This is a genomic window from Paenibacillus nanchangensis, assembly GCF_046543445.1.
Lineage (GTDB): Bacteria > Bacillota > Bacilli > Paenibacillales > Paenibacillaceae > Paenibacillus_AQ > Paenibacillus_AQ nanchangensis.
Map to the genome: position 1 here is coordinate 294,132 of NZ_JBHOFD010000001.1, position 20,993 is coordinate 315,124.

The window sequence follows — 20,993 nt, forward strand, 5'->3', positions numbered from 1 at the left end:
TTCAGCTCCTGTTCAACTGGGGTAGTGAGTCCGGGGGCGGCCTCTGCACTTGCGCGGGCAGCCTACTCCTCCGGTACTGCGGAGCGGGCCACAATCAGATCAGCCACCGCTTCCAGCGTCGAAGGGTCCGCCGAGCAGGCCAGCACACACGCCGCTGCATTTGGCAGATAAGCTTTGTCATAAGGGTCGCGCAGACAGACGGTTATGAGCGGTTTCGCCGCCGAGACGGCTTCAGCCAGACGCAGCTGGCCGGTATGCAGATGGGCATTCAGCGTTCCCATAATCACGGTATCATACGAACTTAATTCTTCCATTAACCGATTGATGTCTTTGTCTGACGGATGAAGCGGACAGCTGAATTCGTTGGTTTCCAGCCCCTTGGCTTCAAGCAGGCGGTGGAGGGGTACATCCGTGGTATGCGAGTTATCCGCCAAGGTAAACCGCTCCGGGCGCGGCAGCACAAGGGCATACCGCCGTCCTGCCGTGACCGGCAGCAGCCCCTTGGGATCGGCGCTCACCCGTACCGTGCGCCGGGCCAGTTCCAGCGTCCGCCGCGTCCACTCCCCGGCTGGCACCGGGTCCGCCCGGTCAGCAAGTTCCGCCATGGCTGCGCTCAGCCGCTCCAGCCGTGCAAGGGAGGCATCAAGCCGGGATTCCGCAATCCGGCCTGCTTTTACCGCTTCCACAATACCTGCCGCCACCCGGTCCTGAAAGGAAGGGGTATGGCACATCAGCACAAGATCGTTTCCTGCTTGGATAGCCATCTCGCCGATCGCTTCAGGCTCATACGTACTGCGGATTGCCCCCATTTCCACATCATCCGTGCAGATAATGCCTTCGTAACCCATTTCTTCACGCAGCAGCCGGGTAACAAAAAACGGACTAAGCGACGCGGGCAGCCCTCCGGCTTCAGAAATGGCCGGAAACACAATATGCGCCACCATGATGGCTTCCGCTCCAGCCTGTACTGCTGCCGCAAACGGCAGCAGCGGTCCCTTCTTCAGCTCCTCCAGAGTTAGTCCGCAGTAGGGCAGCTCCACATGTGAATCGCCGTCCACCTGCCCATGGCCCGGAAAATGCTTGGCAGTTACGGCAGTCCCCGCCCGGTGCATCCCCCGGATGTAAGCCGCTCCAAGATCCGCTACCACCGCCGGATCTTCTCCAAACGACCGGATGCCGACCACCGGATTCCCGATATTCGTGTTCACATCGAGCACGGGCGCCCAGTCCATCGGGATGCCAAGCGCAGCAAGCTGGCTGCCAAGCAGCAGGCCGTGTTCATAAGCGCAGTCAGCTTCCCCGGTGAGACCTACCGCACGGTTGCCCGGCAGCTGCGGATAAAAGGCCTTCAGGTTGGACAAGCTCCCGCCTTCTTCGTCGATGGACATAAAATAGGGCTCCCGCTGCCCGTTTCGGCGGGCATTCTCCTTGACATCCTGCACTAGCTTCCGCAGCTGTTTTTCCGACGAAATGTTATGCGTAAACAGGCCAATGCCGCCGAAACCTGTGTTTGCGAATCTGTTCGAAAAGGCAGGGTCCGCCACCAGACCGGGGAGACCGGTTACGCAGAGCCGGGCCGCTTTTTGCTCCAGGCTCAGCTCCGTCGGAACGGGTTTCGTCATTGTCGCTTCTCCTCTCTAAGCCAGTTCGCGGCCTGCTCAGTCTAGTGAATCCGGCAGGCGAACCATTCAGTGTCTGAACCGTCGTATCGATCTACGAATCCTCTCCAGTAAGGCTGGCAATGCACATTTGCCGCGGGTGCTCGTCGAAACAGCCCACCATTACCGGCACCCGCAGTGGATTATCACAGAACCGCGATACAGAGGTCTTTCCGGACTCAGGGGACGTTATTTCTGAAATTCTTGGGCTTTTGGTAGGCCTGGCGGACTCCAGATCCGTTATTCGTACCGAAAACATTCAAACGATGGATTCTCCGCGTAAATAGGCGCATCTGAGTCCGTCACTTTGCCAAAACACGGAATAGTCAGCAAATAGGGTCCTCTGAGTCCGTCAACTTGTACCTACGCTTTGAATTCACACCTGGACAATCACACGATTCCGTGACGGGTTACGAAATGCTTCAACCCTGGAGCTACAGAATCGAGAAGTGTTGGCCGATCGGGCTTACGACACCGGTGTAATGATTGCCTTGCTAAAAAAACAAAACGCAACTCCCGTCATTCCGAGCAAGCGAAACCGGTATAAGAAACGAGCTTACGACAAGGATACTTATAGAGAACGGCATTTAAAGGATACTTATAAAAAACGGCATTAAATCGAATGCTTTTTTAATAAAATGAAAAGTTATCGGCGCTTGCCAACCCGCTATGAAAAGACAGCCAGCATGTTCAAGGCTTTTTTGACGTTGATTTCGATGAGGTTATGGCTGAAATAAGTTTGCGTACAGACTCTAGGCTGCATACTCACTTAGTTGCAACCTTGCTGGCGCGCATGCTTACTTGCGGTAAGCTTACATGCGGTATGTCTGCCTTACTTGCGGAACGCCTACTTGGCCGCATGCTCAAAAAAACGCGGCAAATACGCCTGATTCCGCTCCAGCATCTCGTCCAGCATCGCTTCGGCATCATTCACCGACGGTACCAGCGGATGATGAGCCAGCGCAGTCAGCGCTGTTTCCCGGCAGCCGGTGACCGCGGCCTGAATCGCAAGCTGTTCATACGTTTTTACCGCATGGATCAGGCCTTTAACCGCTTCGGGGACTACTGTGACCGGCACCGGAACAGGGCCGTCCTTGCGTACCTCGCAGTTGACTTCAATGCAGGCGTCGTCCGGCAGGAAATCCAGAATTCCACGGTTCGGGACATTCAGTGTCTGAATATCGCCCGAGTCGTTGTACAGCGAGTTCATCAGCCGGACGGCCGCTTCCGAATAATAGGCCCCGCCCCGCTGCTCCAGCTGCTTCGGCTTTTCGGCCAGATTCGGGTTCTGATACAAATCGAACAGCTCATCTTCAAGCCGCTGTACCACCTGCGCGCGGGTTTCGCCTTTGGCGGCGGAAGCCTGCTGCTCGGCAAGCAGCTCCCGGTGCAAATAATAATATTTCAAATAATAAGACGGAATCGCACCAACCGTACGCAGCAGGCTGGCGTTCCATTCATACTGCGGCACATTCCGGGCAGAATATCCGTCCCGGTTAGCCAGCAGCTCCGGCAGCTTCGATTCGCCGTCCACGGTAATTTGGCTGATCCAGTGCAGATGGTTCAGTCCCGCAAACTCGCAGTAGATCCGTTCAGGCGGTACCTGATACAGCGAGGACAGCCATTTATAAGCCCCGATGGGCGCATTGCAGAGCCCGATTGAGCGGATGTTGGAATGTTTGTTGATCGCTTCCGTCACCATTCCCGCCGGGTTTGTAAAGTTAAGCAGCCACGCATTCGGGCACAGCTCTTCCATATCCCGCGCAATCTCCAGCAGCACCGGAATGGTCCGCAGCGCCTTCATCATCCCGCCCGGTCCCGTCGTCTCCTGCCCGATCATCCCGTATTTCAGCGGGATCGTCTCATCCCATTCCCGGGCCTCCAGCATGCCGACACGCATTTGGGTGGAGACAAAATCCGCGCCTTCCAGCGCGGAGCGCCGGTCCAGCGTCAGCTTCACTTCAATCGGCAGCCCGGATTTGGCCACCATACGCTGGGCAAGCTGCCCGACGATGGACAGCTTGCGGAAACCTGCCTGGATATCAACCAGGACGATTTCAGTTACAGGAAACGTGGAGTAATTCAGAATAAAACCTTCGATTAGCTCCGGCGTATACGAGGAGCCTCCCCCGATCACCGCTACTTTCAATCGTTGACCCATACCGCATTCGCCGCCTTTACAGAAAGTTGTTGGTGCATATTGTCATATACGATATCCGGCACCGTACCCCCGGCCTGCTCAATCGCCAAGTAAACTGCACCCGCCACCGGCTCAAGCGTCAGCATGGCAAGCCGGCAGCCCGGAGCCACCAGACTGATTTCCGCTTCAATGTAGGGAACAACGAAACGGCTGTCTCCCCGGGTCAGCACACTCCCCGCCATCACCAGGTCAAAGCTGTCCCGCTCCATCCCCAGCTTGCGGATGACCGCGGCGGCCGTCAGGCCAAGCTCCCTGCCCTGCCTGCGGAGAATGGCCCGGGCAATTTCATCATGCTCCGCCACGTCAAACAGCAGCTTGGCGAGATGATGCGGAATCCGTTTCTTATGGTCCAGATAGTGATGGAACAGTTCTTCTTCCGTCTGGAAGCCGAGTGTTTTCAGTGCGGCTTCCGACAGGCGGGTCGGCATTTCCCGCCCCTCCCAGGAGCGGATGACGGAGCGGAACACCTCCACCGCCAGATCCGAGCCCCCGCCAAAATCGCCGAAGGCATAACCAAACCCGCCGATCTGCAGCTCTTGGCCAAGCCGGTTGATTCCGTAGCAGTTGGTGCCTGTGCCGCAGATGACGACCACGCCGTCGGGCTGGCGTGTCCCGGCCCGCAGGCCGATCACTGTATCGCACACGATGCCGTGGCGCTGGAAACCCAGCCCCGCGATCATCGGCCGAAGAATCCGAAAATCGGCTTCCCGGTCGGCCCCGGCCAGCCCGAACAGCGCAAAGGCTATATCCGCGCGGCTTAGTCCGGCCTGCTTCATCGCCTGGTCCACCGCTAAACGAATATTCAGCTCGGCGCGATCCGCTCCCGTCTGATGATTGCCGCAGCCGCTTTCCCCCCGCCCGATAATCCGGCCGGCCTGATCGGTTACGACCGCCAGCGTTTTGCTGCCCCCTCCGTCAACGCCCAAATAGTAGTTCACAGTCTCCCGCTCCCATTGCCCGCATCGGCCGGACCCTGGCTGCGGCACAGCATCCGCTGCCTAAAGGCCCGGCGTCTCGCGGGTGAGTAGTTTATTTGCGAAATTGCGTCATAGTCTTTTTTCTGCTTATTTGCCAAGCTTGCTCAAGTTCTCCTGCCACTTTTGCGTTTTGAACTTCAGCAGATCCGCATATCCAACTTTTTGAGCGTCCTCGTCCGCTTTATCGAGGATGGAGAGCACCTCGGCTTCGCTACCGGCGTTCAGCACGGCTTGCGCTCTCGCTTTTTCGTAAATTTCGCTTACGCTTTGCGAGATAATACCTTCCTGGGAATCACCGGACGGCGCCAGATTAACGAATTCCGTCGTATCGTATTGTGTTTTCCAAGTGATTTCGGACTGCCATTTCGTTTCCCAGCTTTTCTTGTCCTCCGGCAGTGAGGCTTCGAATTTCATCTTGGAGTTATCGACATAGACGGTGTTGCCGGTCCACTGCAGATTGACGGTGGCATTCATCAGCTCATCGCGCCCTTTGGTATCGGAGGTGAATTTCTCAGTGAAAAGCGGCGCTTCTTCGTCATCCGTTCCATCCCAATAGAGCCCTTCAGGTCCCCACATGATGATCCGCTGGCCTTCCGGCCCCGTGTACCAGTCGAGGAAGGCGAAAATCGCTTCCGGATTTTTGGCCGCCGTCGTGATGACGCTGACGTTCCAGCCGAGCTGGTTGTAGGATCCGGGGAAAATCTTGTTTTTGTCGAGGCCCGGCTTGTGAATCGGCCACACCATAATGTAGCCTGCTTCCGGGTCCTGCTCCTTCAGAAGCGCATTGCCGATCGCCCCGAATTCGGTTGGACTGGATGCTGCGTAAACGGCGATTTTGCCCGTGATTACTTTCTGCTCCACCTGTTCCATCGTCTGGGTGAACGCATCCTGGCTGATCAGCCGGTCCCGGTACAGCTGGTTCGCGTAAACAAGCGACGAACGGAAAGCCTCATCTTTGAAGACGGACGTCATTTCGCTTCCGCTCGGGATCGCCATCATGCTCAGTGCGCTGTATGCATAAGGCCGGTTTTCGGCAAAAGCGGACGACAGCACATCGATCCCTTCGGCACCCTGTCCAACTTCAAGCGGAATGACATCCGGATATTTCGCTTTGACGTCCAGTAAATATTTGTGCAGATCTTCCGTTGTTTCAAGACTTGGCGCGCCAAGTTCGTTGTAGATTTTTTTATTGACCAGATAACCGGTGTTGCCGTTCGGTTGGGTCGTATACCAGTTCGGGAACTGATACAGCTTGCCGTCTTCGGACCGGAGCATATCGAGCGTCTCTTGGCCCGCCCATTTTTTCAGGTTCGGATATTTATCGAGATAATCGTCAAAAGGCACCAGCACCCCGGCCTGCCGCAGCTGCTCCACGTCGGCCCCGCGTTCTGTCCAGATCACATCCGGAAGCTCCCCGGAGACGATCATCGTACTGAGCTTCTGCTTTGCATTGCCGCCCGAGCTGATGGGAACAACGTTAACCTTTTTGTTTTCCTTAATCCACTTGGACGAGAGGTCATCGCCCCAGTTTGGCATCGTATACCAGTCATAATGACCGTAGAACGAGAACTCCAGCGGTTCCTTGCCCAGTTCATACCCGCTTTGGGCGGATGCATCCGCCTTGGGCGTGTTGCCGTTACCGCCAGACCCCGCCGGGTCGGCCGAATTCGAAGGCGCATTATTGCTGCTGAAGCACCCCGTCAGTCCAATCGCCAAGCTGATTACCGCCGTCAATGAGAGAAGCCTTTTTATACCGGATTTCATCGCAAGTCCCCCTTCGATTTGCTATCTATGGCAAAAAGCATACGCTCTTACGCCAGCTACTCTTTCAGCGATCCGACCATGACGCCTTTGACAAAATACTTCTGCAGGAACGGGTACACGCACAGGATCGGCAGCGTCGCAACCATCATTGTCGCCATTGACAGCGATTTGGTGGTTACCGCGCGCATCTTGTTCATCCGTCCCTGGGCCGCCGCATCCAGCTGCGCCATCTGTTCGCTCATGATGTTCGAGTTGAGAATCTGCTGCAGCTTGGTCTGAATCGGCATCAGGTCGGTGTTGCTGATATAAATACTGGGTGTAAACCAGTCGTTCCAGTGATACACGGCGGTGAACAGCGACAGCGTCGCCAGCACCGGACCCGAAAGCGGCAGCACGATTTTAAACAGCACGCCCCAGTTGGAGCAGCCGTCGATCCGCGCCGATTCTTCCAGCCCCGCGGGAATCCCCTTAAAGAAGGTCCGGAAAATAATCATGTTCCACACGCTGATCAGTCCTGGAATCACCATGACCCAAAACGTATTGAACATGCCCAGCTCGCGGATCAAAAGAAAGCTTGGAATCAGACCGCCGCTGAAATACATGGTGATGATGCACATAACCATGTAAGGCTTGCGGCCAATCAGCTCCGATTTGCTCATCCCGTAAGCGAAGATCGCCGTCGCCGCGATGGAGGCCAGCGTACCCACAACCGTCCGCAGGATGGAGATGATAAAGCCGTTTACGAGCCGGCTGTCCTCGAACACCACCTTGTAGTTCTCCAGCGAAAACTGCCTGGGCCAAAACGTCACGCCGCCGCGCATCGTATCCGTCCCGTTGTTAAACGAGATCACCGCTGCGTTCCAGAACGGATAAAATGCGGCAAACGCCAGAATGGCCAGGAGGACGTAGATGATTGACGTCATCACTTTGTCACCGAAAGTCGGTTTCATGAATTGCATGCCTCCATTCTTGCCTTACCATAGGCTGTTGCCGGATTTGCGCGCGGCGTAGTTGGCGCCGACGAGGAGGAAGACCCCGATCAGCGATTTGAACAGCCCGGCCGCCGTCGCATAGGAATAACGGTTGTTTTGTATACCGATCCGGTACACGTACGTGTCGATAACGTCCCCGACATCCCGGAGTACGGGGTTGGAGCCAAGCAGCAGGATATCTTCAAAACCTGCGCTGAGCAGATTGCCGATGGCGAGAATCAGAAAAACAATGATGACGGGCAGGATGGTAGGCAGGGTGACGGAAAACATCTGTCTAAGCCGGCTGGCGCCGTCCATTGCGGCCGCTTCGTGCATATGCGGATCGATTCCGGCAATGGCGGCCAAATAAACGATGGAGGAAAACCCGATTTCTTTCCAGACGCCGGTTGTCACGAGGATGGACCAAAAGTATTCGGGCAGCGACAGGAAACTGATTGGATGGTCGATGAGACTCAGCTTCTGCAGCAGCATATTGATGCTGCCGTTTTCGGTGGAGAGCATGGACATCACAAATCCGGAGACAATGACCCATGACAGAAAGTGGGGTAAATAGCTGATGGTCTGCACCGTGCGTTTGAACACCCGGCTGCGGACTTCGTTCAGCATAAGCGCCAGCAGGATTGGTGCCGGAAAGCCGACCAACAGCTTCAGCAGACTGATGACAATCGTATTGCGCATCACATTCCAGAACTCGGGGGCATTAAAAAACATTTCAAAATGCTTGACGCCCACCCAAGGGCTGGCTGTAAATCCTTTGAACATGTTGTAATCCTGAAATGCCATCAGGACACCGTACATCGGAATGTAGCTGAAGACGATAATGAACAGCAGCGCCGGCACCACCATCAGCTGCAAGTCCCATTGACGGATGATCCGCTTCAGCAAAGACGGCCTGCGGGGTTTCTTCTCCAGCTCGATTTGAACGGCAACTTTTTGCATGGTGACCTCCCTTCCCCCTTATGCGTGTGAATAGCTGTAACTTTTCGGGTTATATTATCTAACTCCATATTATGCGTCCTGTACCGGCGACTCTCCGCCTAAGTGCTCAAAAACTAACACTATCTTACTGCAAGCCGAGCCGGAACGGCCCCGGACATTCCTGGGTTCGGTTCCAATATGGCGTTTAAACAGCCGGTTGAAGTTGGACAAAGTACGGAAGCCGCATTCCATCGCAATATCGACGATTTTACGGTCGGTGGACTCCAGCAGGGAGTAGGCGTTCTCCAATCGGAGGTGAATGAGGTACAGCAGCGGCGGCATGCCGACGGTCCGGCGGAAAATGTCGCTAAAACGGGATGGGCTGAGGTAGACGAGGGAAGCCAGCTCCTCCAGCGTCCAGGGGTACGCGAAACGTTCTTCCATTAACTGCGTAACACGCCGCATTTTTTCGAGCTGAAGGTCAGTGACCGTGTTTTTGGTTTTCGTTACATTGTCCTGGCGGAAGTAGCGGTTCACATACACAAGAAACTGCAGCAGGTACGAATAGACAACCGAGGTGTAGGAGGGCCGCTCTGCTTCATGTTCCTCCTGCATTTTTAGCAGCAGATCCCGCAGCAGGCCGATTTGCGGATGGTTCCGGTCAAGCAGATTGCGGAAGTAGACGCCCATTTCCTTAAACGGGCATAGAATTTCGGGGTCGCAGCGGAGACTGCCCAGAAACCAGGAAGGGTCAAACGTGATGACCTGCATGACCAGATTACCGGTTTCGTAGGCGCAGTGGAGGTCGTTGGAATTAATCAGCAGGATATCCCCCACCTGAAAATCATACCGTTCGCCGTTGATCATGTAATACCCGGTCCCCGATTTGATCATATTGATCTCCAGCACGTCATGCGAATGCAGCCGCTGGTACTGGGAGGTCACGCCGATGGTATCCCCCAGATAAATTGGATATTGTCTGGACAATGACACCTTTTCTTTAAGCCGGTTCTCGATTCGCATTTCCCCCATTGCCTTTCACTCCTTCGGTAGTGATGAGGGCGGCCTTTCCGGCCGCCGCTTCTGCTGAAACAGCTTAAACGAAAATAAGTGAAAATTAGCGAAAACAACATGCTGTGACGGTAGAATTTCATGAAAACTTCCTGTATCTTGCTGAATCTAAGCAGCAGACTGAGCGTTTCCGCCTTCTGATCCCATCCTAATTTATCCTATTTTTTGTGTCAATAATGATTACACGTTGGTAGGCTGCCGTAAAAAAGCGACATGAATGTGACATCATTCACTTTCATGATGGTCCGGACTGGCGGCGGCTAGGGTGCGGACTGACTGCGGCTTGGCGGCGGCTTGGCAGCGGACTGGCCCGCTCAACGCCGGGATGGTACAATTTGAACAGTGTAATTATCCAGCGGAAGGCGGTTAGGTTTTGATCTATTTCATCAAATTCATGTACAGCTTTGTCCTTCCCCCCGGCCTGTTCGTCGTGCTCCTGCTGCTGCTGGCGCTGTGGCTGTGGCGGAATGCCCGGAAGCAGGCTTGGATGCTGCTGGCCGTAACGCTGCTGTTCTACCTGTGCACCACCAGCCTGGTCGGGGACGCGCTGATCCGCAGCCTGGAAGGCCGATACGAGCAGCCGGTTCGGCCGGAAGGAGACAGCATCGTCGTGCTTGGAGGCGGAGCGACCGCCGGCACCCCGGATCTGGACGGCGACGGCAACCTGCTGGGTTCGGCGGCAAACCGGCTGCTCACCGCGGTGCGGCTGCACCGGGAAACCGGCCTGCCGATCCTGTTCTCCGGCGGCAGCGTGTTTGCCGACAGCGGGAACGAAGCGGATATCGCCCGCAGGCAGCTGATCGGACTCGGCGTATCGCCGGACAAGATTCTGGTGGAGAACCGGTCGCTTAATACCGAGCAGAACGCCCGGTTCACGGCGGAGCTGCTGGTGCGCGAAGGACTGAGCCATCCCATCCTTGTCACCAGCGCATTCCATCTGCCGAGGGCAATGGTGGAATTTAACAACGCCGGGATGAAGCCGGCACCTTTTCCGACCGACTACCAGGCGAGCGCCTCACTGCGGCTGTATCCGGGCAAATTCTCCCCTTCCCCGGGCGCGCTGAATCAGACCGGTACCGCGCTTAAGGAATACGTGGGGCTGATTGCGGCGTGGATTCGCTGACCGCGGCGTAAATCCGCTGACCGCTCCGTTCCCTCCCCTCTTTTCCATCCTGTTCAGCAGGCTTTTCTCACTATGTCCAGGACGTTCAGCCCGCGGCCGTTACGGCCCGGGCTTGTTCCCATGTTTTCCTGTGTTATAGATGGGACCGCTTTGGTTAAATGGATAGCAATATCATGCAGGCGGCAATTTGTCCGGTCTGCAGCCAAGGAGGCGTCGACAGGTGGATAATCTACTCCCGATGTTGGTGAAGCTGGTGACCGGTTTCGTCGGATTGTGGGCGATGACCCGGCTGCTCGGCAAAAAAGAAATTTCCGCGCTCACCCCTTTCGACTTCATCTCGGCGGTGATTCTGGGCGATCTTGTGGGCGAGACGATTTACGAGGACAAGCATAATTGGCTGATGCTGGTGTTCACGCTGGCCGTGTGGACCGGGCTGTCGATCCTGTTCGAGAAGTTGACCCAGCATTACAAACGGCTCCGCCAGCCGCTCGAAGGCGAACCGGAAATTTTGATTCGCGACGGACAAATCGACTTGTCGAAGCTGCGGAAAAACAACCTTGACTTCGACCAGCTGCGGATGATGCTGCGCTCGAAGGATATTTTTTCAATGAATGAGGTGGCCTATGCCATCTATGAGACCAACGGCTCCTTAAGCGTGATGAAAAAGCCGCCGTATGAGGCGGTGACCCGCGAGGATCTGGAGCTGAAGGAACGCCAGGTTAAGCTGCCGATCCCGCTTGTGGAAGAAGGGACGGCGCAGCGTGAATCGCTGCGGCGGTTACGGAAGGACGAGTCCTGGCTGCGGGAAACGCTGCAGGAGCGGGGCTTTCCGGATGTCCGGCTGATCGCTTACGCCGAATACGACGAAGAAGGCGAGCTGCGGATTATCCCCAGCGCACCCGAACATGTGCCCCAGCCGCCGCTGATCGACGAATAAGCCGGCGGTGTCCTCAAGACCTGCCAATACAACAAAAGAACGGCCGCCCTTGCTTATCCGGGAGACCGTTCTTTTTGCTTGATCCTGTTACCCTTTAATGATTACATCAGTTCTTCAGCTCAATAATGAAATCAGTTCTTCGGCGCTTTATCAAAGTAGTTTTCCTGCACGTATTTGGCGGCCGCGTCCAGCTGTTCCTTGGAATTGGTGCCTTTCTTCGAAAACGATTCCTGAACGACATTGGACATCGTCGCATAATAGTCCTGCGTGCCAAACTGCGCTTCCGGCTTGCCTTCCAGCAGGCTGAAGAGCTGCGGATCGTATTTATACACATTGTCGTATTTATCGTAAATGGCTTTTACTTTGGCGGCATATTCCGAATCATCGCTGAAGTATTCCAGCGGAGTCGGGATGTAATATTTGCCTTCGTCTTTCCGGGCTTTAATCGTGTCTTCCACCGATTTGAGCGCATCGTCCGTGAAATAGTCAAAAGTGATATAGCGGAACGCCATCTCCTGCTCATCTTTGGTCGTGTTCGGATTAATGACGAGGTAGTTGCCGCCCAAAATACCGTAGTGCTTGCCGCCCTTTTCCGCCGCAGGCATCGGATAGGCTACCACATCCTCCGGTTTCATCCCGCCTTCGTTCAATGCAGCCTGTATGACGTCAAATGCTCCGGCAATCACCATCGCCGTGCGGCCCTGTTTGAATGAGCTGATGGCGTCGCCCCAGCCAAGCGCCCAGTCCTGCGGGATGGCATTGGCCTCCCATTTCAGCTTTTTGTAGAAATCCAGCGCTTTGACCCCGGCTTCGGAATTGAAGGTCGCCGTCAGCTTGCCTCCCTCATTGCTCTGGATGTCGCCCCCGGCTTCAAACAGGAAGTTCGTCCAGTTCCAGCCCGCTTCGTTTCCTTTCCCCATCGGAGCGATGCCGGAAATGCCCTGCTTCGGATTAGCCGCCCCTTTTGCGGCGTTATACATGTCATCCCAAGTCCAGTCCAGCGGCGGGATTACTACGCCTTTGTCGCTGAGCAACTTTTTATTAATGACTGTCGAAGTCACATAACCGTTTTGGGTAACTCCATACACTTTGCCGTCAACGATAAACTGATTTTGGAGGACTGGATTGATTTCGTCCTTGTACTCCCATTTGTTCCACAGGTCCGTGATGTCGGCCACCCATCCCCGTTCGACCAGCAGCTGGGCTTCGGTGGCCCAGGTGTTGTAGAAGGTAGGCGCTTCGTTGGATGCCATTTTCGCCCCAATTTCGTTTACGTCGTAATCCCAGTCGTCCTTCACAATCGTCACGTTCGGATACTTGGCCTGGAACCGCGCGATTTTGTCGTCTTCCTGCTTGCGCAGCGTCGTTTCGTCCGGCAGAGGATAGTGGATTTTGAGCGTAACCTTACGGTCCGCAATGTCGTCCCCCGAGGATGGCGCGGTGCTGGCCGCGGCGGTTGAGGCGGCGGTAGGCGAATCCCCCGCTGCTCCGTTTTTGGCGCTGTTGCCGTTATTGCCCGAAGCATTGCTGCCGCCCCCGCCGCACGCCGAGAGCAGCGAACCGAACAGCATGAGGCACAGCAGAAGTGTGTGTGACTTGCGCATGAAAACTCCCCTTTTCGCTAATTGATTATGGTAACTACTTCTTTATCTTAAAAAAGTTTGCCGCCCTATTCGATGTGTAATCGTATTCAATTCATGTGCGGGTCTACGATCGGCAGCGTAACTTCAGCACTTCACGGCAGACAGGCTTACGCTGCGCTGCAACTTAGCCCTTCACCGCAGACAGGCTTACGCTGCGCATAATAAACTTCTGGAAGACCAGGAATACAAAAATCGGCGGAATCATCGTCATAAACAAAATCGTAAATTTGACGTTGGCGTCAAGGCTCCGTGCGGCAATGACATATTTATAGATCGCCGTCGCCAGCGTATACTTGTCTTCCGTCTGCATGACCAGTGACGGCCAAAACCAGTCGTTCCAGGCCGAGGAGAAAATAAAAATCGCCAGCGTCGCATAAATCGGAATCGACAGCGGCACCGCGATCCGGATGTAGCTGGTGAAATCGGAAGCACCGTCAATACGGGCCGCTTCAAAGATTTCCGGATGGATGCCGTCAAAGAAATTTTTGATCAGCAAAAAGTAATAAGCGCTTGCGCCGGCCGGCAGCCAAAATGCCCAATACGTGTTCAGCAGCCCCAGTTCCTTCAGGTTCACGAAGTTCGGGATCATGTAGCTGGAGGCCGGGATAAACAGTGTCATCAGGATAAAAAAATACACCGCCCGTCCCAGCGGCACACGAATGCGTGAAATGCTGAACGCCGCCAGCCCCAGCACCAGAATCGTCATCACCAGATTTCCGATGAAGATCAGCATCGTATTTTTCAGATACGCCGGCAGATCAATGAATTCCCAGCCCCGTGTGAAGTTCTCCCAATGCCATTCCTGCGGAAAAAAATGCGGGGGGAACGAGTTGACTTCCGGATTGCTTTTCAGGCCGTTGAACAAGGTCATCGCAATCGGGTACAGCATGGTGACAATCATGACGATGATGCACAGCACCATCAATCCGTAAACGGCGATATTCAGGGGCTTCCGCATATCGGAAGGCGACAGGATGCCTCTTTCTCTCATGCTAATATTCCTCCCTGTTCAGCTTGAATTGCAGGATGCCAAGCACGCCGAGCACAAGGAACATCAGCACGCCAAGCGCCGTACCGGCTCCGTAATCCAGCTGCGTAAACGCATATTTGACGGTCAGCAGCGCATAGGTAAGCGTCGCTTTGTTGGGACCGCCGTCCAGCATGGCAAGCTGGGCTTGATAGGCCTGTGAAGTCCCGATCAGCTGCAAAATCAGCATCAAAACGATCAGACTGCGCATGGACGGAAGTGTGATGTAACGGATCCGGGCCCAAACGCCTGCACCGTCGATCTCCGCCGCTTCGTACCAGTCCCGGGGGATGCTGAGCACTCCGGCCAAATAAATCAGCATGGCGGAGCCAAACTGCTGCCACGTCTCCATGACAACCAGCGAAACCATCGACCATCTGCTGTCCGACACAAAGGATACCGGATCCGCGCCAAAAGCTCCCAGCAGCGCGTTGATCGGGCCCACCGGATCGTACATCCATCTCCACAGCCCGTACAGCACAACGCCGGGAACAACGTATGGCAGATAAGCCGCAATCCGCGCAAAACCCTGAAACCACCGGAGCTCCGAAATGGCGATAGAAGCCGCGATTGGCACCCAAAACCCGATCACCAGACACAGCACCATATAATACAGCGTATTCCGCACCGACAGCAGCACATCGGGATTGTTCAGCACTTTGATATAGTTGTCCAGCCCGACGAAGGTGTTCCCGTTAACGAAGTCGATGTGGTAGAAGCTGTAGATCATTCCTTTTATAATTGGGACCCATAAAAAGACGATAAAAATAGCGATAGCCGGAACAAGAAACAGGTAACCCATTCTGTATTTTTTCCAGCTCCACCCCCGCCGCAGATTGTGCCGGGCCCGTTTCGGCGCCTCCGCATTCTGCTGCGGGCCGCCTGGCGTTATGGCCGTTTCCCCCATCTGTCTCCCTCATTTCCTAAGTAGTGTCTCTACTTCTCATTGTAGGAAACAGGCCGGTTGGCGAACATGTGTAAAACTATGTGAAGTATGGCCGTTTTTACTTCTTGAGTTCGCTTGGACTGACGCCGTAATATTTTTTAAAAATCTTGCTGAAATGCTCCGGCGACTCATAGCCGACCCGCTCGGCGATCTCATAACGGCGAAGGTCCGTGTTCAGGATCAGCATCCGGCTTTCCTCCATCCGCAGCTTGATGACATATTCCCACAAGTTATATCCGGTGTTTTTCTTAAACAGATAACTCAAGTAGTTGGGACTGACATGATTCTGTTTGGCGACCTCGTGAATCGTCAGTCCTTTTTGGCCGTAATTGGCTTCGATGTATTGTTTGGCGGCTTCGACAATCCGGTTGTTCTGGCTGGACAGCTCCTCCTGGGTCGGGTCTAGGGCGTAGTTATGCCAGTTAAAATCGCCATAATAAAACACATGATAGTCCCCGTGCTCCCCGCTCCACAGCATCGCTTTTTCCGCCTGGCGGCTCAGCACGTCAAGATAGGGAGCGCCTTTCATAATCTGGCTGATCCCTACCGTGCAAAGGATGCCAAGATATTTATGGATATGATGGTGCAGACTGCGCCCGATCATCTCCAGCTGATTGATTTTGTTGATACTCTGCTCGGCGTATTCCGCATCGTTCCACTGCAGGATCACTGCAAGCTCCAGTTCGCCGGAGTAAAAACATACCGCCTTCCACTCCTGATGCAGCAGCTCCTTGACAATGTTCAGCGCCGCATATTGAAACAGCTCCAGATCCCTCCCGCTGACCGCCCCCCTGCCTGTGTCCGCCGGAGCCGCCAGCTTCAGTTTAATGACGGAAAAATACGGACCGGACAGCCCCAGCCGCACCATTTCCTCCTGCCAGCCATCCAGGTCCTGTCCCCCTAGTCCGGTTCCGTCGCTCAGCAGGCGGTTCAGCCGCTCGCCGTTTTCGGGCGGCTGCAGCTCCATCCGGAAGCTTTCGGGATGCTCCGCATTCAGCCATTCCTCCATTTGCGGCATCGGCTTCTCCATTTTCAGCAGCACGTTGCGGACGGAGTCCAGAAATTGCTCGCTGTTCAGCGGTTTGATCAGGTAGTCCTTGGCGCCGAGCCGGATCGCCATTTGGGCATACTGAAACGTCTCATGGGCGGAAATGACGATGGTTTGCACCCACGGCTTCAGCATTTTGGCCTGATGCATCAGCTCAATGCCGTTCATCTCGCCCATCTGGATGTCGGTGACCAGGAGATCGATGTCCTCCATCCGGACGTAATCCAGCGCTTCATGTCCGTTATGGGCGGTTAAAATCTGCCCGACCTCCAGTCCCGATGCGGTCAATAATCCGGCCAGCCCTTTGCAAATCAGCGGTTCATCGTCGACGACCAAAATGTTGTACATGCCGCTTCCTCCTCTTGGTTATTGCCCCGAACCTTCCGTCTTCGGCAGCGTAAGGGTGACAATTGTGCCGCCGCCCGGGCGGCCCGAATAACTGAGCCCGTAGTCCGGACCAAAATGCAGCCGGATACGCTGATGAATATTCCGGATGCCGTACCCGGCGGATGGATTCGGACGTTCTTCGTTCAGCACCCTGTCAATGGCGGCCCAATCCACCGTTTTATAGCCGTTATCTTCAATTTGGATCTGCATGAAGTCTCCGCTGTCCGCCGCCCGGATCACAATTTCGCCGTCTTCGCCCATGTTTTTGATGCCATGGATAATCGCGTTTTCGATCAGCGGCTGGAGCGTAATTTTCGGAATGTTGTACGGATACAGCGATGCGGGAACATCCCATGTTACATGAAACCCGTATTCATACCGGTGCTCCTGCAGCCTGATATAAGCGGAGGCGTGTTCCAGCTCTTCTTCCAGCGTAATCAGCTCTCTGCCCCGGCTCAGGCTGATTTTCATCAGCTTGGACAGCTCCTTGATCATTTCCGCGGAAGCGGTGTTGCCTTCCATCGTGCTTTTCCAATAAATGCTCTCCAGCGTGTTGTACAGCAAATGCGGGTTGATCTGCTGGTACAAAATCTGCAGCTGCGCTTCTTTTTGCTTAATGTCCATCTTGTATTTATAATGGATCAGCCCGTTCAGACGGCGGGCCATCTCGTAAATGCTCGACACCAGGACGCTGATTTCATCGTTCCTGCGCCACACCGGCGTGGCCGGGACCGAAGCGCCCGGTTCATACCTTCTAACGAAAGAGACGAGTTTCTGCAGCGGAGTCATCAGCGAGCGCCAGAAGTAGGTAATCATGCCGAGCCCCAGCGCAAAATAAGCGACCGAGAGCAGCAAAATAATCCGCTTGATTTCGTTTTGCTGCTGAAGCAGCGCCTTGACCGGCACTTTGTACACCAGCTTTTGCTGCAGCGCATAGTTGTAATTCATCACATAAATGAAGTCGTCGGTAATGACATCCTTTACTCCGCTTTGCGAATGGTCCGGGCTCACCTCCGGCGGCAGCTCCAGCACACCGCCCGCCTCGGGCGTCGTAGCATTCAGAATACGGTTATTCCAGTCGGTAAAATACAGCTCGCCCTCCGGCACTGTCACGGGCTGCATTGAACCGCCCAGCCGCGCATTCACGTTGGACACAACAAGCACGCCGATGGTGCCGGCTTTGGTGATATTGTTGATCGCCCGGACGTAGGCGAGTGTTTGCTGGTTTTTCTGCCCCCGGATCGGGGGCGACAGATGGTCAATCAGCCGCAGATAGCCGTTTCCTTTTTTGGCGACCGCCTCGTCAAACCATTCCGGCTTTTCCTCATCAAGGAAAAAGTACACCCCTGACTTTCTCGACTCGGGATAATACGGCGCAAAGCTGTATGAATTGGACGGATCATATACATAAAGCGAATAATACAGCGGCTCCAGCTGGTCCGTTTCTTCGGAGTAATAGCTCAGCAGATTTTCCAGCCGCTCGTAATTTTTGACGCGCTCCAGCTCCGACATATCGTCTCCCGGGTCCAGCTGCTGTACCAGCGGATGCTGAAACACCGTCGAAGCCACCTTGTTAATCGACTCAATATCCCGGCTGATCAGCTTGAAATTTTGCTTGTTCAGCTCGATGTACGCGTTAGTCACATAACGCTTTAATATTTGATCGGCCCTGTAATTGCCGTACGTGTTCAGCGCAAACAACGGCACAACAAGCACCAGAAAAACCAGGATCATTCGCTGCTTCAGGCTCGTTTGAGCCCATGGATTTTTCCATCCTGCCTTCACCTGCCACACACCTCCGGCAATCTAACTATATCAACATCTCAAATCTGCAAGGATGTGCGTTTCTACGGAAATTGTGGGGGTTTCTATGATGGGCGCGGCCATGACCCAAAACGTTATCCGGTTTGAAACAAACCCTCCGCCGCCCGATACCTAAATGCCCAGTACCCTAATTGTAAGCGCTTGTAAGATGCTGGACTAATGTACCCTACTCGGCCAGTCCTTTTTACTATAGTCTTTTCTCGGGCGGAGGGGTGCCGTTACTTTACAGAAGTCCTTTGCTTTGCAGCAATTGAAGATATTTCTTATAATACTCATTGTTAAGCGTACAGTTCTCGGGGGAGATTCCCTGCATGACCGCTAGATCGGTCACAAGGTTATTGCATAAACCCTGTATCGTAAAGCTGCTTAATGTTTGATTATCATTGCTTATCAGAACTACGCGCAGCAGTTTTCCAGCCTGCATTTTAGCCCAGTCCGTTGCCGTGTGAACGGAAGGATGATTTGAGTGGTCTTTTGCATACTGTTGGTGAATTGCTTTTTCGGTATCACTGAATTTGTTATTTAGTATGTTCTCACCATCAATGTCAAAACACTTGGCTATGGAATGGAAATCGACTTGGGGGTCGTTAATTAAATCCGCAACGGTTGATTTTGGAATCTCTTTAGCGGCGTATTCGTTCACCAGCATTTCTTCCACCTGTAGAATCGTATAGTTATGCGGCAACCCCAGTTCGATAAACTTCCTGTGAAGTGTCTCCACTTGACTTACCTCCTCTTAAATTCAGCAAAAAGCGGATAAATTTTGCACACTATCGTCCGGGCGGTACATAGAATTCGAATTTGTCACCAACATCGGAGGTTGGCTTATGAACAAGCGCCGTGTACTTCTCGTGTCTTTCGTCATTATAACCGGATTAACTATGGCTGGGCTTCAAATCTTTAAATATAATACAAGCAGAGAAGTTGAATCCTACCTCATCGAACAACAAGGCTATACCAAAAAAGAGATTAATGAAATTAACACACACATCGGCAAAGCTCCCTTAGTGAGTACCACGGTGATCTTTAGTGACGATATGAGCTCCCGGTATTTTTACCGGAAAGAGGACGGGAGAATTTATCAATACGCTATGGCGCCCAGATATGGCGTAGATGCGGGAGATAAAGTATACAAACATGAAGACAACTAACACGTTATTTAGAGTCTGTACGCAAACTTACTTCAGCCATAACCTCATCGAAATCAACGCCAAGAAAGCCTTGAACATGCTCGCTGTCTTGTCATAGCGGGTTGCCAAACGCTGATAATTTTTCATTTTATTAAAAAAGCATTCATGCTTCAGATTTCATCCCAGATTCCCGCCTTTTGTAACCGCCAGAGAAAGTGTGGGTGCAAGTGGACTCAGAAGGCCCTATTTGCTGATTATTCCGTGTTTTGGCAAAGTTTCGGACTCAGATGCACCTATTTACGCGTAGGATGCATAGTTTGCATGTTTTCGGTACGAATAACGGATCTGGAGTCCGCCAAGGCATACCAAAGCCCAAGAATTTCAGAAATAACGTCCGCTGGTTCCGCAAAGACCTCCGCATCGCGTTCTAAAGACCTCGGTATCGCGTTCTGTGGTCATCCGCCGCGGGTGTGGTGTGTCACAGGATAGGGGTCGTAGATCAATCTGTCAATAAACAGGTGTAGATCCAGGGTGGATAGCGTTTCGTAACCCATCACGGAATCGTTTGACTGACCCTTATTTTCTTAATTTACAGTTTGCGTACACACCCTAATACGTGAATGTACGTTTTTTCTTACGCAAAAAGACTCCGATCCTATGGACCGGAGCCTCCCCCCTCATTTGCAAACGCCTTAGCCTTATCCCGCCAAATCTTTTAGCCCGCCGACAACGAGATCGGCTGCACCCAAAATCTCCGGGCTGCCTATTCCCACAACCCGGCAGCCGGCAGCCAAGCCGGCCTGCACTCCCGCCTGAGCGTCCTCAAATACGACGCAGCCGGACGGCGGCAGCCCCAGCTCCGCAGCCGCAAGCAGGAACACTTCAGGGTCCGGCTTGGCCCGGGACACTTTGTTCCCGTCAACCACCGCGTCAAACAGCTCCGCAATACCCAGACGCGTCAAGATAAACGCCGCGTTTTTGCTGGCTGAGCCGATCGCCGTCTTCACGCCCCGCGCCCGCAGCGCAAGCAGGTAATCCCGCACACCGGGCAGGATTTCATCGGGAAGCAGTTTTGAGATATATTCAACATATTCCTTGTTTTTGTCCTCGGCCATTTGCAGCCGCTCGGCCTCTTGCGCCTCCACACCGCCAATCTCCAGCAAAATCCGCAGCGATTCCATCCGGCTGACGCCTTTCAGCCGTTCATTATGCGCTTCCGTAAATTCGAAGCCCAGCCTGTTCGCCAGCGACCGCCAGGCAAGATAGTGGTATTTGGCCGTATCAACGATCACACCGTCGAGGTCAAAAATTGCACCTTTCATTGTATCCAGCATCCGGTATATCTCTC

General features: G+C 54.1%; 17 protein-coding genes. 3 read left to right on the plus strand and 14 right to left on the minus strand.

Annotation, left to right across the window (positions count from 1 at the left end):
- Positions 1-62: 62 nt before the first annotated feature.
- The 7 genes from nagZ to ACE6ED_RS01420 form a co-directional block, all read right to left on the minus strand.
- Entirely contained in the window at positions 63-1,622 is a 1,560-nt protein-coding gene (gene nagZ, locus ACE6ED_RS01390; protein ID WP_410825154.1) for a beta-N-acetylhexosaminidase, read from the minus strand.
- Between the two features lie 883 nt (positions 1,623-2,505).
- Positions 2,506-3,819, minus strand: coding sequence for a 6-phospho-beta-glucosidase (locus ACE6ED_RS01395; RefSeq protein ID WP_410825155.1), 1,314 nt, complete (start codon positions 3,817-3,819; stop codon positions 2,506-2,508).
- A complete protein-coding gene (locus ACE6ED_RS01400) occupies positions 3,804-4,796 on the minus strand; it encodes an N-acetylglucosamine kinase (RefSeq protein WP_410825156.1) in 993 nt (330 codons plus the stop codon). The genes ACE6ED_RS01395 and ACE6ED_RS01400 overlap by 16 nt, the downstream gene beginning before the upstream one ends.
- 126 nt (positions 4,797-4,922) lie before the next feature.
- Positions 4,923-6,599, minus strand: a complete 1,677-nt coding sequence (locus ACE6ED_RS01405) for an extracellular solute-binding protein (RefSeq protein ID WP_410825157.1) — start codon at positions 6,597-6,599, stop codon at positions 4,923-4,925.
- Positions 6,600-6,655: 56 nt separating this feature from the next.
- Complete coding sequence (locus ACE6ED_RS01410; RefSeq protein ID WP_410825158.1) at positions 6,656-7,549, minus strand: carbohydrate ABC transporter permease; 894 nt, start codon at positions 7,547-7,549, stop codon at positions 6,656-6,658.
- Positions 7,550-7,573: 24 nt separating this feature from the next.
- The gene (locus ACE6ED_RS01415; RefSeq protein ID WP_410825159.1) at positions 7,574-8,530 is read right to left on the minus strand and encodes an ABC transporter permease; all 957 of its coding nucleotides are present in this window, start codon (positions 8,528-8,530) and stop codon (positions 7,574-7,576) included.
- Positions 8,531-8,599: 69 nt separating this feature from the next.
- Positions 8,600-9,541, minus strand: a complete 942-nt coding sequence (locus ACE6ED_RS01420; protein ID WP_410825160.1) for an AraC family transcriptional regulator — start codon at positions 9,539-9,541, stop codon at positions 8,600-8,602.
- A 412-nt stretch (positions 9,542-9,953) separates the two neighbouring features.
- Here ACE6ED_RS01420 and ACE6ED_RS01425 point away from each other — a divergent pair, with 412 nt between their 5' ends.
- Together ACE6ED_RS01425 and ACE6ED_RS01430 are read left to right on the plus strand one after the other, a co-directional pair.
- Positions 9,954-10,703: a YdcF family protein gene (locus tag ACE6ED_RS01425; protein WP_410825161.1), complete on the plus strand. Its 750-nt coding sequence runs from the start codon at positions 9,954-9,956 to the stop codon at positions 10,701-10,703.
- 220 nt (positions 10,704-10,923) lie between these two features.
- Complete coding sequence (locus ACE6ED_RS01430; protein WP_410825162.1) at positions 10,924-11,640, plus strand: DUF421 domain-containing protein; 717 nt, start codon at positions 10,924-10,926, stop codon at positions 11,638-11,640.
- 131 nt (positions 11,641-11,771) lie between these two features.
- Here ACE6ED_RS01430 and ACE6ED_RS01435 read toward each other — a convergent pair whose 3' ends face one another.
- The 6 genes from ACE6ED_RS01435 to ACE6ED_RS01460 form a co-directional block, all read right to left on the minus strand.
- The gene (locus ACE6ED_RS01435) at positions 11,772-13,244 is read right to left on the minus strand and encodes an ABC transporter substrate-binding protein (protein WP_410825163.1); all 1,473 of its coding nucleotides are present in this window, start codon (positions 13,242-13,244) and stop codon (positions 11,772-11,774) included.
- 163 nt (positions 13,245-13,407) lie between these two features.
- The gene (locus tag ACE6ED_RS01440) at positions 13,408-14,274 is read right to left on the minus strand and encodes a carbohydrate ABC transporter permease (protein WP_410825164.1); all 867 of its coding nucleotides are present in this window, start codon (positions 14,272-14,274) and stop codon (positions 13,408-13,410) included.
- A 1-nt stretch (position 14,275) separates the two neighbouring features.
- Complete coding sequence (locus ACE6ED_RS01445) at positions 14,276-15,217, minus strand: carbohydrate ABC transporter permease (protein ID WP_410825165.1); 942 nt, start codon at positions 15,215-15,217, stop codon at positions 14,276-14,278.
- A gap of 97 nt (positions 15,218-15,314) precedes the next feature.
- On the minus strand, positions 15,315-16,652 hold the full coding sequence (locus ACE6ED_RS01450) for a response regulator (RefSeq protein WP_410825166.1): 1,338 nt from the start codon (positions 16,650-16,652) through the stop codon (positions 15,315-15,317).
- Positions 16,653-16,670: 18 nt separating this feature from the next.
- Entirely contained in the window at positions 16,671-18,476 is a 1,806-nt protein-coding gene (locus ACE6ED_RS01455) for a sensor histidine kinase (protein ID WP_410825167.1), read from the minus strand.
- Between the two features lie 262 nt (positions 18,477-18,738).
- Positions 18,739-19,236, minus strand: a complete 498-nt coding sequence (locus ACE6ED_RS01460) for a hypothetical protein (protein ID WP_410825168.1) — start codon at positions 19,234-19,236, stop codon at positions 18,739-18,741.
- A gap of 106 nt (positions 19,237-19,342) precedes the next feature.
- On the opposite strand from ACE6ED_RS01460, the gene ACE6ED_RS01465 reads away from it, so the two are divergent.
- Complete coding sequence (locus tag ACE6ED_RS01465) at positions 19,343-19,666, plus strand: DUF3139 domain-containing protein (protein ID WP_410825169.1); 324 nt, start codon at positions 19,343-19,345, stop codon at positions 19,664-19,666.
- Positions 19,667-20,343: 677 nt separating this feature from the next.
- Here the strand turns inward: ACE6ED_RS01465 and pgmB are convergent.
- Positions 20,344-20,979 carry a beta-phosphoglucomutase gene (gene pgmB, locus ACE6ED_RS01470; protein ID WP_410825170.1) on the minus strand — a complete coding sequence of 212 codons (636 nt, stop codon included), beginning with the start codon at positions 20,977-20,979 and terminating at the stop codon, positions 20,344-20,346.
- Positions 20,980-20,993 lie beyond the last annotated feature (14 nt).